At 39.2% G+C, this 14601-nt stretch carries 12 protein-coding genes and 2 pseudogenes; 8 read left to right on the forward strand and 6 right to left on the reverse strand.

From position 1 onward, the window contains the following. Window positions 1-215 precede the first annotated feature (215 nt). Both MSKOL_RS12585 and MSKOL_RS12590 read right to left on the reverse strand, forming a co-directional pair. Window positions 216-1124, reverse strand: a complete 909-nt coding sequence (locus MSKOL_RS12585; RefSeq protein WP_048156744.1) for a TIGR00269 family protein — start codon at window positions 1122-1124, stop codon at window positions 216-218. Between the two features lie 240 nt (window positions 1125-1364). Then, window positions 1365-2489, reverse strand: a complete 1125-nt coding sequence (locus MSKOL_RS12590; RefSeq protein WP_048121398.1) for a DUF21 domain-containing protein — start codon at window positions 2487-2489, stop codon at window positions 1365-1367. A 746-nt stretch (window positions 2490-3235) separates the two neighbouring features. Between MSKOL_RS12590 and MSKOL_RS12595 the strand changes: the two genes are divergently transcribed. The 6 genes from MSKOL_RS12595 (at window position 3236) to MSKOL_RS12620 (ending at window position 10434) form a co-directional block, all read left to right on the forward strand. After that, window positions 3236-4714 carry an MFS transporter gene (locus MSKOL_RS12595; RefSeq protein ID WP_048156746.1) on the forward strand — a complete coding sequence of 493 codons (1479 nt, stop codon included), beginning with the start codon at window positions 3236-3238 and terminating at the stop codon, window positions 4712-4714. A 61-nt stretch (window positions 4715-4775) separates the two neighbouring features. Further along, a complete protein-coding gene (locus MSKOL_RS12600; RefSeq protein ID WP_048156748.1) occupies window positions 4776-5444 on the forward strand; it encodes a flavodoxin family protein in 669 nt (222 codons plus the stop codon). Between the two features lie 348 nt (window positions 5445-5792). Further along, a complete protein-coding gene (locus MSKOL_RS12605; protein WP_048156749.1) occupies window positions 5793-6104 on the forward strand; it encodes a glutaredoxin family protein in 312 nt (103 codons plus the stop codon). A gap of 151 nt (window positions 6105-6255) precedes the next feature. Beyond that, entirely contained in the window at window positions 6256-6759 is a 504-nt protein-coding gene (locus MSKOL_RS12610) for a ferredoxin-thioredoxin reductase catalytic domain-containing protein (RefSeq protein WP_231592226.1), read from the forward strand. Window positions 6760-7739: 980 nt separating this feature from the next. Next, window positions 7740-9641 (forward strand): Glu-tRNA(Gln) amidotransferase subunit GatE, encoded by a 1902-nt coding sequence (gene gatE, locus MSKOL_RS12615; protein ID WP_048156752.1) that lies wholly within the window; start codon window positions 7740-7742, stop codon window positions 9639-9641. A 409-nt stretch (window positions 9642-10050) separates the two neighbouring features. Continuing rightward, window positions 10051-10434 (forward strand): response regulator, encoded by a 384-nt coding sequence (locus MSKOL_RS12620; protein WP_048156754.1) that lies wholly within the window; start codon window positions 10051-10053, stop codon window positions 10432-10434. Window positions 10435-10612: 178 nt separating this feature from the next. Here the strand turns inward: MSKOL_RS12620 and MSKOL_RS20320 are convergent. The 4 genes and pseudogenes from MSKOL_RS20320 to MSKOL_RS20325 all read right to left on the reverse strand — a co-directional run. Next, window positions 10613-10912: pseudogene (locus MSKOL_RS20320) on the reverse strand (hypothetical protein); the annotation flags it as partial. Next, window positions 10905-11916, reverse strand: a protein-coding gene (locus MSKOL_RS19405; RefSeq protein ID WP_156151083.1) for an IS630 family transposase whose coding sequence is annotated in 2 segments (ribosomal slippage) — window positions 10905-11433 and window positions 11432-11916 — 1014 coding nt in all. Because the reading frame shifts where the segments join, the coding sequence is not laid out codon by codon here. The pseudogene MSKOL_RS20320 and the gene MSKOL_RS19405, both read right to left, overlap by 8 nt. A 60-nt stretch (window positions 11917-11976) precedes the next feature. Beyond that, window positions 11977-12090 (reverse strand): annotated as a pseudogene (locus tag MSKOL_RS21655) (IS1 family transposase); the annotation flags it as partial. Then, the gene (locus tag MSKOL_RS20325; protein WP_156151084.1) at window positions 12090-12254 is read right to left on the reverse strand and encodes a hypothetical protein; all 165 of its coding nucleotides are present in this window, start codon (window positions 12252-12254) and stop codon (window positions 12090-12092) included. The pseudogene MSKOL_RS21655 and the gene MSKOL_RS20325, both read right to left, overlap by 1 nt. A gap of 1269 nt (window positions 12255-13523) precedes the next feature. Here MSKOL_RS20325 and MSKOL_RS12645 point away from each other — a divergent pair. Together MSKOL_RS12645 and MSKOL_RS12650 are read left to right on the forward strand one after the other, a co-directional pair. After that, complete coding sequence (locus MSKOL_RS12645; protein ID WP_255352005.1) at window positions 13524-14078, forward strand: YIP1 family protein; 555 nt, start codon at window positions 13524-13526, stop codon at window positions 14076-14078. Window positions 14079-14336: 258 nt separating this feature from the next. Further along, window positions 14337-14543 (forward strand): hypothetical protein, encoded by a 207-nt coding sequence (locus MSKOL_RS12650; protein ID WP_048156767.1) that lies wholly within the window; start codon window positions 14337-14339, stop codon window positions 14541-14543. The last annotated feature ends 58 nt before the right edge of the window (window positions 14544-14601 follow it).

Genomic DNA, 14601 nt, shown 5'->3' on the forward strand with positions numbered 1-14601 from the left:
GGTTAATTTCTTGAAGATATTTCTGAAAGGTCTTTTTAGAGGTTTGTTTCTTGAAGATATTTCTGAAAGGTCTTTTTGAAAGATAATTTCTGAATCTTCACCCTATGGATAAGATTATTTTCAATTCGAAACCGCATTGGCTTTTATGAAGACATTGCGAGGATAACCACACAAAACAACGAAGAGCCTTATTTTTCTGCTTTTGTTTTCTATTTTTAAGCTCGGCCGAGCAATTTACAGGCCTGGCATACATCTTCAGTACAGGTCTCCCCACAAATCCTGCATTTTCCAATTTTTGCGGGCGGCATTTCCTTAATAAGTGCTCCTACAAGCTTGTCAAAGCCTCTTAACAGGGAATATTTTGTTCCAGGGTGCTTTGCCTCAAAGTTGTTCAGAAGCTCCCTTATTTCTCCTCGAAGGGCTTCTCCTGCATATGGACATTCGCTGAAGTCCACAGGGAGGGAATTCACAAGAGCATAAAGTGCCACTTCTTTCTCAGGGATATTCCTCAGGGGTTTTGCCCTCAAGACCAGGCCTTCGATAGCTGCAGGCGGGGCAAGCCTGGCCATGCGCTCCACATCTCCCCTTAAATGGTTGAGAAGAATCGTCTGGGCTTCATCATCCAGGTTATGCCCTGTGACGAGTTTTGTTGCCCCAATTTCAAGCGCTGTTCTATTAAGAATATTCTTCCTGAGGACGCCGCAGTAGCTGCATGCACCTTTTTCTCGGTCCATTGCAGCCAGCTCGTCCATAGTTACTCCGTGTACTTCTGTGAAGGACTTTATGATATGCCTCACCCCGAGCATCTTCGTGAGGCTTTTTGCAACTTCGAGGGAATGGGGGCGGTATCCTTGTATTCCCTCGTCTATTGAAATTGCAACGATTTCAATGTCCGGCCTGTTACCCAGAATTTTGTGCATTATATAGAGGGCAACCGAGCTGTCCTTACCCCCGCTTAGAGCAACAGCTATTACGTCATTTTTACGGACACTATACTCTTTTCGTATTGTCAGTTTGATTTTCCTTTCAACGTCTTCTACAAAATGTTTCTTGCAAAGGTGCATCCCGGAATATTTCTGAAAAATGATGGCTTCATGATTGCATTTTTTACATTTGATTGTCATTTGAATCCTTTTTTCTGCCAATTGTTTGAAAAATACTCTAAATAGCTGAAACCTGACTGACAAACAGATATAATTTTATTATTTTTAATTATTCTGTGCCAGAATTCATTTAGGAAAGGAACCGCTCGTATATATTGCTTTTTATGTATTTTTACAGAAGAGCGTTCTTACAGCTTTTTTGTCTATTTTCGGAATTTTTTCCGCATATTCTCTAATTACTCTCTCTTTTTCGGCTTATTTTCATTCTTTTTTCTGCTCTTCGCTTTCTTTCTTCTTTCCTCTTCTCAAACTTCTTATTCTAGCAACTCCTGGCTGAGAAGGTGGAACAGGCAGTTCACATCCTGATTTCAGATCACATTCTACTACAATTCCCCGCAGCAGCCGGCCCAGAATATCCGAACCCGTAATAATTCTTTTCTCCTGGTCCCAGTAGAGGATAAGATCCTGATCGATCACATCGTCTTCAGGGTATTGCGGATACACCTTAAACTGCCTGATTACTTTCTCAAGCCTGGTCTTGGGAGATCTCACCACAACCGGGAAGTGGCAGTAAGAAAGCGGAATAAATGGGCCTTTCTTGTAGACTGCATCCCTCAGGAAGCCATCCGCATCAAGAACCATGACAGGCTCGTCCTGAGGGTTGGTAATGATTACCCATTTTTTCCCGGAGGCTTCTATCTTTTGCAGAAATGGATCGGCTGGTTCTCTTTTGAAAGGAGGAAATACCGGACGGTTATTTTCAACCGGTAGCGAGATTATGCTTCTCTGGTCTATTAGCGAGCCCTCATCGGAAATGCTGACATCGTCTATGGAGAGAAAGTTCAGAGCCCCGATTCCCTCAAAAGTGCCAATATCAGACTTTCCCGACTCAATATGCTTTTCGAGCATAATCCGCATGGACTGTTCCTTAAAGAGTTCAAGTTTTTCCCTGCCTAGCCACCAGTCAAGAATAAGGGCTGTAGGCTTGGCTACCGGATAAAGCAACGTCTGGTAGAACCGGACTACAGGGGTTAGTTTCGCTCCTAGTGACAGAGCATTTCGGGAAAAATAAGCCTGGGGTACTATCTCTCCGAAACTGGTGATCACGAAAGTAGAGAAGAGAAAAGCTGAAGCTCCTGTCAGCACGGAACCTGTAAGCTGTGCAATGAGGACATTCACAGCAATATTTCCCCAGAGCAGTGTCGTAAGCAGGAAGTTTGAGTCCCGCCGGATCTGCAAAATTTTGATAGCTTCTTTGCTGCCTGCTTCGGCCTCTATCTCAAGCCTGAGTCTACCAAGGCTGAAAAGTCCAATAGTCATTCCTGAAAAAATAGCGGACTGCATCAGGCAGAGTATGATTAGTATCCAGGTAATAATTTCATTCATTGTGAGTCTATAACCTCTATGATCTTCATATTGGCATAATTTAGCATAATTTAAGTTTAATCCATAGGTAAATTATAGGTTAATCCACCAACGATTTTCGTACAAGCATAGGTTTCGGCTTAACCTGTCAATTTTTATATATTTAACTGAGTCGCAGTCATCTTTTAAATTTGGCTTTCTGGTTTTGCATTATCTCGGCTTGTTGTAAATTTAGCCTTAAAATATAAACTTAACCTTAAGATCTTACCTCGCCTAAACCATTAATTTCTTTTAAACCTTATGCGGTTTTAACAGTACTGAAAGAAAATTTTCGGATAATCTTAATTCTAAGTAGTCTTAATTTAATTATTACTCTATTCTAATAGTTTAATTTGTGTTTTCAAATTTATTGCAACCCATTTTTTTCAAAAGGTTTGATCGAAAATCCCTAGAACCGTTTGAGTCTGATAACCTTATCCCCAAACCCTATCGGCGTGATAAACCGGCGCAACGGTTTGTGATAAACCGGCGCAACGGTTTGTGATAAACCGGCGCAACGGTTGCGGGTCAACGGTTGCTTCAAGACTTTGCTTCAGCGTAATGTTTAATACAACAAATTGTACTAAATGACCGATTAGTCAGCCATAACGAGGAAAAGTATTAATGAAGAAGAGTATCGTCTCTGAAATAATCTATCCTGAGCATAAATCGATTGCGATTTTTCTGACACAAGCCTTAGATAACGACCCTTCTGATAAGTGATACACATGAAAAAAGATACAAATAACGCCGGATCACCTGCCAAAGATCCGGAAATCTGCCGTACACCTGATACTCCTGTTGTCGGCACAGGGAAACAGGTCGTGCTTCTTATTGCTATACTGGCGGGATTTATTACCCCTTTTGACGGTTCGGCAGTAAATATTGCCCTGCCTGCGATTGGGGCCGAATTTCACATGGATGCTATTGCCCTTTCCTGGGTTGCGACTGCTTACCTCCTTTCATCAGCATTGTTTCTTGTCCCTTTCGGAAAAATCGCAGACATTTATGGGAGGAAAAAGATTTTCCTCTACGGTATTACGATCTTCAGTATTTCGTCTTTAATTATGACTATGGCTTCCTCAGCGGAAATGCTGATTGGAGTGCGGGTCGTCCAGGGCATTGGAAGTGCAATGATCTTTGGGACAGGTGTTGCTATCGTTACCTCAGTCTTCCCGCCCGGTGAGCGTGGAAAAGCTCTTGGCACTTACATTACTGCAGTTTACATTGGGCTTTCCGTTGGCCCCTTACTTGGAGGCGCAATGACGCAGTATCTTGGCTGGAGGAGCATCTTCTTCGTAAATGTTCCAATAGGTATTACGGCAATTCTCCTTATCTTATGGAAGATTAAAGGTGAATGGGCTGAGTGCAGAGGGGAAAAGTTCGACCTGATAGGGTCAGTCATATATGGTATAGCGGTAGTTTCAGTAATGTACGGTTTTTCAGTTCTCCCGGACTTTAAAGGGGCTGCCCTCTTAGCTATGGGAACGCTCGGAGTAATTATTTTTGCTCTATATGAAATTAGAACACCTTTTCCTGTTCTTGATATTGGCCTACTGACAAAAAATAGAATTTTTGCCTTTTCGAACTTATCCGCACTAATCAATTATAGCGCTACTTACGCAGTGACCTTTCTTTTAAGCCTCGATCTCCAGTACACGAAAGGCTTCACTCCAGAACATGCCGGACTTATCCTGGTAGCGCAGCCGGTCATCATGGCTATGGTTTCGTCAATTGCCGGTCGGCTCTCTGACAGGATTGAACCTCGGATTGTTGCGTCTGCAGGGATGACATTTACTGCGCTTGGGCTCTTCCTTCTAATTTTCCTTACAGAATCAACTCCTCTCTGGCGACTCGTTATTACCCTGATTATTCTTGGTATAGGTTTTGGGCTTTTCTCGTCTCCAAACACGAATGCAATCATGAGTTCTGTCGATAAAAGGTTCTACGGCGTCGCATCGGGAATAAATGGGACTATGCGGCTCCTTGGCCAGATGCTGTCGATGGGTATTGCAATGATGATCTTTGCAATTGTTATCGGTCCCGTAGAGATTACGCCTGAATATTATCCCCAGTTCATTTTAAGCCTGCATTATGCTTTCACGCTGTTTACGGCTTTCTGCATTATTGGAATATTCGCCTCTCTCGTGAGAGGAAAAAGGAACCCTGCAGCTGACGCCAGTATTCCAGAAAAAGGCAAAAAATAATACGTTAATCCTGTGTAATTCATGTAATCATTGCGTAACCCATTTAATCTAGGTGGTAATCGTGAAAATTCTTGGAATTAACGCAAGCCCGAAAGGAAATGAAAGCAAGACTCTTCAACTGGTAAAATCCGTGCTCAAAGGCGCGGAGTCAGAAGGTGCCGACGTCGAACTGATAGACCTCTACAAACTGCGTATAGAATACTGCACAGGATGCGGAGCCTGTTATGCGACAGGAGAGTGTCCTCAGATCGATGACTTTGAGGAGCTTCTTGACAGAATTCTGAACACCGATGGAATTGTTTTTGGAGCTCCGAATTATATTAACTCGGTTCCGGCCCCTATGAAAGCTTTTTTTGACCGACTTTCGGATGCTATCCATTGCCAGATGCTGACCGGAAAATTCGGGTGCTCAGTGTCCACAGCAGGAGGAGGCAAGGCGGATGTGGTTGTAGAATACATGAACAGCGTGCTCATGACTCTTGGTGTTACCGTTGTAGGTGGCCTTGGTGTTGCCGTCGGGATGTATCCTTCTGCACTCGAGCAGGCTGCGGAAGACGCCGAAGAGCTTGGTAAAAAGCTGGCAAAATCGATTCGTGGAGAGATAAAATATCCGGATCAGGATGAAATGCATCGCCAGACAACAGAATATTTCTGCCAGCTTGTAAAATCTGATAAAGAGCGGTTTGCCCATGATTATGAATGGTATGTCCGGATGGGCTTGATAAAATAAGAATATTCGTATTCCTTATCCTGTATGCTTGAAGATGTAGACGAAAACTGGTGTTCAAAAAACTGGTGTTCAAATTTGAAAGGCCGGGCAGATAACAATTCCTTCACACCTTTTTTGGGTTTCAAGGTGAAAATTCGATCCGGCTGAAAATTCTTATTTTACTGGTCTTTTCTATTGGCATGTCTAAACTTATATACTTTAGTTTATATTTTCTTATAAGCAATTTATAACACTTGCAGCCTGGCAGAGCTTCAATTTGTCTGCAGGCTCAGATAAAAACGCGCTTTCAAGGTAAAGTAACTCATAGGCATACTGCCATAACTTCATCGTAGCCGGGGGTTTAACAGAATGGATGTATCTACTCTGGATAAAGAAAAAGGAGATCACATTTCCGGAATTGACAAGGGTAAGATTGTAATGTATGGCCTTAGCACCTGCGTATGGTGTAAAAGGACAAAGAAACTGCTTACTGATCTTGGTGTAGATTTCGATTTTATATACGTGGATAAGCTTGAAGGAGAAGAAGAAAACCAGGCTGTTGAGGAAGTAAGACACTTCAACCCTTCAACCTCTTTCCCGACAACTGTTATAAATGGGGAAAAAGCGATCGTGGGTTTTAGAGAAAAAGAAATCCGTGAAGCCCTTGGATTTAAGGGATAAATCAGACTGAAGATTTTGTAGGAAATAATTCGTTTTTGATAAAAACTTTTTTTGAAAAAGTTTTCGATAAAACTTATTCTCAGAAATTTTTGTTTAAGGGGGAATTGGGCTGAAAGAAGAAGCCGCTGAAGAAGATATAACCGAAGAACTGGTGGACAAAGTCTATAAGCGTTTGAACAATCAGGTTGAAAAATCGGGATATCACCTTAACCCTGACGTTGAGTTCACAAAGGATCTAGTACGGGGCCTGCTCGAGAATGAACGGCGGTACGGATACTGGTCCTGCCCATGCCGACTTTCTGCTAATAACCTGGAAGAGGACCTGGATATTGTCTGTCCCTGCTACTATAGAGACCCTGACCTGAATGACTTTGGAGCCTGTTACTGTGCGCTTTACGTTTCAGACGAGGTTAGCCGGGGAGAAAGAAGCGTAGAATCGATTCCTGAAAGGCGCCCTCCGAAAGAACAGAGGGACGCCGAAAGGGCTGAAGAAAAGAAAAGATCCGAGATGATGGAAACTATGGAATTTACAGGGAAACTTTCAAAACCGGTGTGGAGATGTAAGGTTTGCGGATATCTCTGTGCCATGGACGAACCGCCTGGAGTCTGTCCTATCTGTAAAGCGAAAAAGGAAAGATTTGAACGATTTATGTAAGGTTCAGTAAATTTTTTTCTTTACTGTTTTTCTTTTTAATGGAATTCTCTTCAAATTTAGTGGAGTTTCAACCACGGAAAAAATGGTATCTTCTGCAAATTTTACAGATAGAAGTTTTATAAATAGAAGTAAATTTCAGGTGTTTGCTGAAAATTTAAAAATTTAACTCAATTTAAAAACAACTTCAAGCGATGAATTCAATTTTATGACGATATGATAAAATTGTTGCACATTTTTCAAATTGGAAAATTCTCGATTGAATTTAAAGAGGATACGAGATTTCTTCTGCACAGATCAACACTAAAAATAATTTCAACACTAAAAAGAATTTCAATGCTAAAAATAATTTTCGAGAAGAATTAATCTACCTGGGAGCAGCCAGCACTTCTTTACTTATTTACTGATTTTATTACTTCGCGAGTCAATTCAATTGCTTCACTTTTAGATTCACTCTTATATACAGAGATACCTTTATACATTTTATAATGCCTTTTACATTTAATTTTCTACTCAATAATTATTCAATTACTCAACAATTGATCAATAACAATTGAAATTGCCAGTGCAGCACCTAAAAAAGCTAAGAAAGGAATCGGGCGCAAAAAGGTTATAAAAGAAGAGAGGAAGTAATTAGCCGAAGGGCTTAAAACCGAAAGGAGAACAAAAAGAGCTGGATTTAAAAGATAAGACTTAAAAGAGAATTAAAAAGGGCTGAAGAGAATAATAAAAATTAAATAAAATTAAGAAAAGGTTACAGAAAATTCAAGGAAAGTTTAAGGGAATTCAAGGAAAGTTTACAGGAAATTCAAGGAAAGTTTAAGGGAATTCAAGGAAAGTTTACAGAAAATTCAAGGAAAGTTTACAGAAAATTCAAGGAAAGTTTATAGAAAATTTAAGGAAAGTTTACAAGGAAAGTTTAAGGGAATTCAATTTAAATTAAAGAGAATTAAGGCGCTTCCTGCTTAGATTCGGGTGAAAATATGGAAAAATATGATTATAGTGAACTTGGGCTGAAAGCCGGACTTGAAATTCACCAGCAGCTGGATTCGAAGGAGAAGCTGTTCTGCAGGTGTCCGACCCTTATAAGGGATGTCAAGGACTCAGACTTCGAGTTTTTCAGGTATCTCAGGGCTACGGAAAGTGAGATGGGAGAAAAAGACAGGGCTGCGGTGGAGCAGACCAAGATCCGGAGGAAGTATATCTATAAGGCTTATGACACGACCTGCCTTATAGAAAATGATGAAGAGCCTCCAAGAGAACTCAATAAGGAAGCCCTGGACATTTCTCTCGGGATTGCAAAACTCTTCAACATGAAGCCTGTCGACCAGATGCATGTTATGAGAAAGATCGTGGTAGACGGGTCTAACACAAGCGGGTTCCAGAGGACTGCTTTTCTTGCAAGTGATGGATTTATTGAAACCTCCCAGGGGCATTGCGGAATTGACAGCCTTTGCGTGGAAGAAGAAGCTGCCCAGAAAGTAGAGGAAATCGGAGACTCGATCATTTATTCCCTGGACAGGCTGGGAATCCCGCTTGTGGAGATCGCAACAGCACCGGATATCAAGTCTCCTCGCCAAGCAAGGGAAGTCGCCGAGCAGATAGGAATGTTCCTCAGGTCTACAGGGAAAGTAAAGAGAGGACTTGGCACGATCAGGCAGGATGTAAATATCTCAATTGCCGAAGGCGCAAGAGTCGAAATAAAAGGTGTTCAGGCGCTTGACCTTATAGAAGATATTGTCCGCAGGGAAGTTGAAAGGCAGTTAAATCTTCTTTTTATCAGACAGGAGCTTATGGAGAGAAAAGCTTTCGTCTGCGAGGAAATCTACGACATAACAGGGCTTTTTGTAGACACGAAATCCAAGGTCCTGCAAAAAGGTGTGAAAAAAGGTGCAGTTCTTGCGGCCCTTCTCAGGAAGTTCGATGGGATGGTAGGCAAAGAAGTGCAGCCAGGAAGAAGACTTGGGACCGAATTTTCAGACAGGGCAAAAACTGCAGGCGTTGGAGGGATTTTCCACACCGACGAACTTCCCAACTATGGGATCACCGAAAAAGAAGTCAAGACCGTCCGGGATGCGATAGGCGCATCTGCAGGGGATGCTGTAATAATGGTTGCGGACGAACCTGAAAAAGCCAGGCTCGCAATTGAAGCGGTTATTCAAAGAGCAAAAGAAGCCATTGAAGGAATTCCTGAAGAGACCCGAAAAGCTCTTCCCGATGGAAACACTGCCTATATGCGTCCCCTTCCTGGTGCTGCAAGGATGTACCCTGAAACCGATGTGCCTCAAATCGAAATATCGCAGGAATACTTCGATTCAATTGAGGTTCCCGAACTCCTTACTGAACGAGCGAAACGTTTTGTCTCCGAAAATGGCCTGAATATAGAGCTTGCTGAAAAAATAGCTTATTCAAGGCATCTCCCTCTCTTTGAGGAACTGATAGAGATTTACAAAAAAGATGAAAATGTAAACTCAACCCTCATTGCCAGAACTCTTGTAGGGATCGTTCCTGAAATACGGAGAAACGGGGTAGAGACCGAAAACCTTACGGATGAGCATTTCAAAGGGCTTTTTGCAGCTATTTCAAATCAGGAAATCGCAAAAGAAGCAATCCAGGACCTTTTGGCCGCTCTTGCAAAAGAGCCTGAACTGAACGCGCCGGAAGCGATCTCAAATCTCGGACTCAGTGCTTTTGACCCCGAAGAAGTCGAAAACTTCATTAAGAAAACCGTCAGGGAAAGAGGAGACTTTATCAAGGAAAAAGGTCCGGCAGCTCTTGGTCCCCTAATGGGCATTGTCATGAAGGAATACAGAGGCACTGTCGACGGAAAAATCCTTAGCCAGATGTTGAAAAAAGAATTGGATAGCTTCATTAATCAGGGATAACTCCCTTCTTTTTTCGTTTATCTTTTATCTCTGTTATTTATTCTTCATTTTTATTCTCTGTTATTTATTCTTCATTTTTATTCTCTGTTGTTTATTCTTCATTTTTATTCTCTGTTGTTTATTCTTCATTTTTATTCTCTGTTGTTTATTCTTCATTTTTTGTTTTTATTCATTATTTTCTTAAAAAACACTTTTTTACGTCTTCCCATACCTTAATTTTTCTTTCAAGCTCCTATTTATGAAGTAAAAAATAACTTTATATAAAAGATAACTTTTTATATTAATTAAGACATTTATACTAATAGCATTTAGTGGTAGTTGTGGGTGCAATTTTGGTACATAGGAGATGATAAGTGGCGTAATGATCCACAAGAAGGTTGCAAGATAATAACCTCAGGAGAAGATCCCCGTGAAAATACTGCTTGTAGATGATGACCCTTTGTTTTTGGAGCTATCAAAAACCTTCTTAGAAGTCTTTCATGATATAACCTCGGATACTGTAGACTCTGCAAGGGAAGCCCTTCAGAGGCTGGAGAAAAACTCCTATGATGTGGTAGTCTCAGACTATGATATGCCTTTAATGGACGGCATCACGCTTTTGAAAACTATTCGTGACAAAAGAATTGACACTCCTTTCATCCTGTTTACAGGTGTGGGTAGAGACGAACTTATGAACCAGGCAATTGAGAATGGCGCAAATTCTTTTATTCAGAAAATAGGAGACCCAAAAGCTCAGTATTCCGAGCTATCAAAGAGAATCTGGCAGGCTGTAAGTAGCAACGCAGGCTACTAAGAAGAACAAAGTAAGAGCTTTGAACCCTGCGGTAGTTCTTAACTAAATTTAAAATATTTATATTTGTCAATAGCTGTTGCTGGGTCGGTTTTCGAATCTTTTATCTTTACAGGCTTTTAAAGAGCACGACATATAACATACAATTGAGTCCACAATTCCTGCCACTTTTGCAGGTGTATCTTTTCCCGGTTAGTGGGTACTCCCTCAAAACTCCAAATTGTTTCAAAAGAACTTCTTTATGAAGGTTCAACCCATCTGTGACAAAAAAAGGAATTTTATCTGAAAGATATTTATTAACCAACTCAACTAACTTCTCTACAAAATACTGTTTTTTCATATACATTTTTAAAGCTAAATCAATAGTTTACTCATCTTTGCGAAGATCATGATAAAAAGTGCCTGTATGGTCATTGGATACTTTGCCGCAATGATGGCAAAGATATCTTCTTATTTTTTCCCACGACTTATAGTCACCATTTTAAATAATGCGACATTTTGTGTGTGAATGTATGTTTTTCCCAAAACTCATCCAGTTCTTCCTTCAATACTTTCACATTCTTGAATGATTTTATTGACGTTAAGTCTTCTCTTGTCACTTTCCAACAATATTCTGTTGGGTTCCTATCTGGAGTAGCTGGAGGAAAAAGCAATATTTGCAACCAATATTTGTTTTTTTGAAAGAATTTCCTTGCCTTTTTTGATTTATGCCACGGTGCTCTGTCCATTAGAAGAAATATCTTTCTTCCTATTTCTTTTTTAAACTTGATTAATGATTTTATAAGAGAGTCTGTATTCTTTTTAATTCCTAAATCATACCAATAAAAGTCTCCGTTTTCAGTATAGAATCCTCCAAGGTTGATTTTGGCTTTTGAACCATTTATATATTTAATAGGTTTAGAGCCTTTTATTGCCCAACATTTCGCTCTGTTTGAATCTACATAAAAACTACTCTCATCCTGGGTGACGAATAAATGGTTAGGATTTAGGAATCTTTTTTTTGATTTCAGCAATAAATTCGTTTGTTAATGCCTGATTTCGCCTTTTTGATTGAGGTCTACATATAATTCTACTAAATCCCAAATTTTTAATAATTTGTCTCATTCTTGATTTGGAATAAGATATCCCAAATTTCTCTCTGACAAATTGAATTGCATCTTTTGTTTGCCAACCGCGAGAAAAACCATCGTCTGTTGGGATAGGTTTTGAGAGTGTTTTCCTTAATTCAGAAAGTTGTTCTGCAGTTAAATAGGACTTTACTCCTCTACCAGGTTTACATTTAAGGCTAGACAAACCTTCTTCTTCAGCTCTTTTCATCCAACGATGAACTGTTGAACGGTGAACTGAAAAATATTCTGCAACTTTAGCTGGACTCAAACCATTTTTAACCAACAATAATGCTTGAAGTCTTAACTTCTCATCTTTGTCACAGGAAAGACATATAGCTGTGGCAATATCAGAAGTAGTAAACATCTCTAAACTCATAACTAAATTAATAGAATCATATTAAATATATAAATGTTGCATTATACAAAGAGGCGACTATATGTAAGTTCCAGTCCCAGTAATATTGCCTTGACCAGTAAGACCATATAGTTTGCAGTTTTTGTTCGGACAAGCAACGTCAAAGAATTGTGGCTCTGGACCTCTTTTTCCCATTACTCATTCGGACTTAGAGGGTCTATCCTGAAAAGCAGAATCATGAATAGTGCAGTTACGGTCCCTGTTCCCCACAAAAGTGGGTCTCTGGTAAAAGTAAGGAGCACGCCCATTAACAGCAGTAAAGTCCCAATAGTCAGTAAAATCTTAAATTTTTTCTCCAATTTTTCCCCCTCATTTCCCTTTTGAGTATTAATTTTTAAGTATCGGTATCAGGCGCTGAAAAACGTCCAATAATTATTCCTCATAGATAATTGGTTTTCTTTCATTATCTATTTTTTGACATTACTCCTCTGGCTATAAAATCCAGTAAGAATGGTGGTTAATATAATTAGAAAGAGATGTTTAATCGGAAATAATACGGCGATGAACATTGGGTTGATAAATGGGAAGCTGAGGGAGCACTGTACTACAGGGTGAAAGAGAAAAATTCAGTTCAAACTTAAAAAAATTCATTTGAATATGAACGGCTTCAAAACCCAGGTAATTTGATGGTTATCGGCTGGTTGGCCAGGGAAGATAGCGTCAACAAATATGGCATACTGAAAATATTTTCCTTATGTTTATATACTTTCATGCCGTGCGGCAAGAATCTATGCCATGGTGCGACAAGAAGTTATAAAACGTATTGCTTAGACGCTATCTCTTCCGCTTGAGATAATCCTACTAAGATATGTGTTGATAGTAGCGTCAATATGTGAAGCTCTTAGGACAACGTGGAAAGTCTCTAGTCCAAAACCAGACAATCCGCCAGGATACGTGCCATGAAGAATCAAAAATGAACCACCGCATGAGTCGTCAAGCTTACAAGCGAAACTGGACTGATACGCTTTTGGGTTAGATGGACAGCACGCAATTATTGAAATATAAATTGTTAGATATTTTGGGGATAAGGAATATAAAAGTGTGTAAAAGTTATAACGTTTTGAGTTCAATTGAAGTTTTGCCAAAATCAACGAAATGGCATTAAAAGCAAAAAAATTGCTTAAAATAACTTATTTCATCCAAAAATCCAATCAAATGCCTTTAAAATAGAATCGCAAAATGTAGATGAATATAGAGAGGAATATAGAGTTCAGTGATTAGAGTTCAGTGATAAAAGCCTGATTAAAGATACCTATTGTTAAAAAATTATTTTATGTGATTTTCTTTTACAAATTGAGTGAAAATAAAATAGTAATTACGTGTTGAGAATTTAACTAGAGAATTTTTCACTATTACACAACTAAAAAGTATTATAATCAAAATTAATGTTAGAAAAATTAATTAAATTGAATTTAAACTGATTTAACCAAATTTTTTAGTAAAATAAATATTATTATCTAATATTATTGAAAAATGAGAAATTTAATCGAAAAATAATAGAACCTCAATTGTATCTAAAATTTCAAAGTGAGATAGCTATGAATTATATCAAAACCTGGAAAGAGGTTATGCTAAGACCTTCTGATTTTTTCAGGAGAATGCAAACAGCTGAAGGATACACTGATCCGCTAATTTTTGCATTAATTAGCATTATCCTAAACGTGTTTTTCTTTACACTGTTCCGCGACGGTATGTTAAGGTTTGGTTTTCAGCCTAGCATATTAACATCAAGCACTATGCAGGATTCGGGATCCAACTTTATTATATTTTCGAATATTATTGAACCATTTATTATATGTATCCAATGTGCCTTCATCATGGCTCAGGCATTCAATCTTGCTTCTAAAGCACTTGGGGGAACAGGAAATTACAATAGTACTGTGAATTTCATGCTTTATACAAATGCTCCAGCGGTACTTGCCTGGATTCCTATTCTCAACTTCATCGCTGGAATTTACTATGTATATCTCAACATCGTGGGTGGTATGATTGTACATAATGTAAGCATGAGAAAATCCATAGCGATTCTTCTTCTATCGGTTATACTATTCATTTTATCACTTGCCTTATTGGTTATATTTACCTTATGTATCTATTCCGCGTACGAAAAATATGCCTATTGATATTGATTTTAAGATTTCATTTAGATTTTAAAAAGCAGAGATTTCAGATATGAAAACAGTTATGGCTCCTCGTCATTATCGTGGGTAAGATGAATTTCAATTCACAGCCGTGTTGGATTTTGTGATGGTTATACACAAAAAACAGCGAAGAGCCGATAACAGAAGATTTGGTATTAACTCCCGGAGAGACCAGAAAAAATAGAAATAGTAATACGCTTAAAAAAATAAAGAATAAGACTACGAAAAAAGGGAGGACCAATGCAAGTTACTGCCCGTTTTGAAAAAAGATTACATATCCTCGTGATGGTAGGCTCAGTTCTTAATATCGTACTCATTGTGAAATTATATACAATATCAGGAGATTGGATCCAGTTGGGGGCGATTGGTGGGTGGCTAGCAGCGTTGATGTACGCTTATCTAGTTCTAAAAAAATATCCACATTTAGCAGATACAGAAAATTCTTAAATTTTTGAATGAGTCTATCTCAAAAGTAATGTTATGTTGAAACATCTGCTGAAAATGG

This window comes from Methanosarcina sp. Kolksee (assembly GCF_000969945.1).
GTDB classification, from domain to species: domain Archaea; phylum Halobacteriota; class Methanosarcinia; order Methanosarcinales; family Methanosarcinaceae; genus Methanosarcina; species Methanosarcina vacuolata.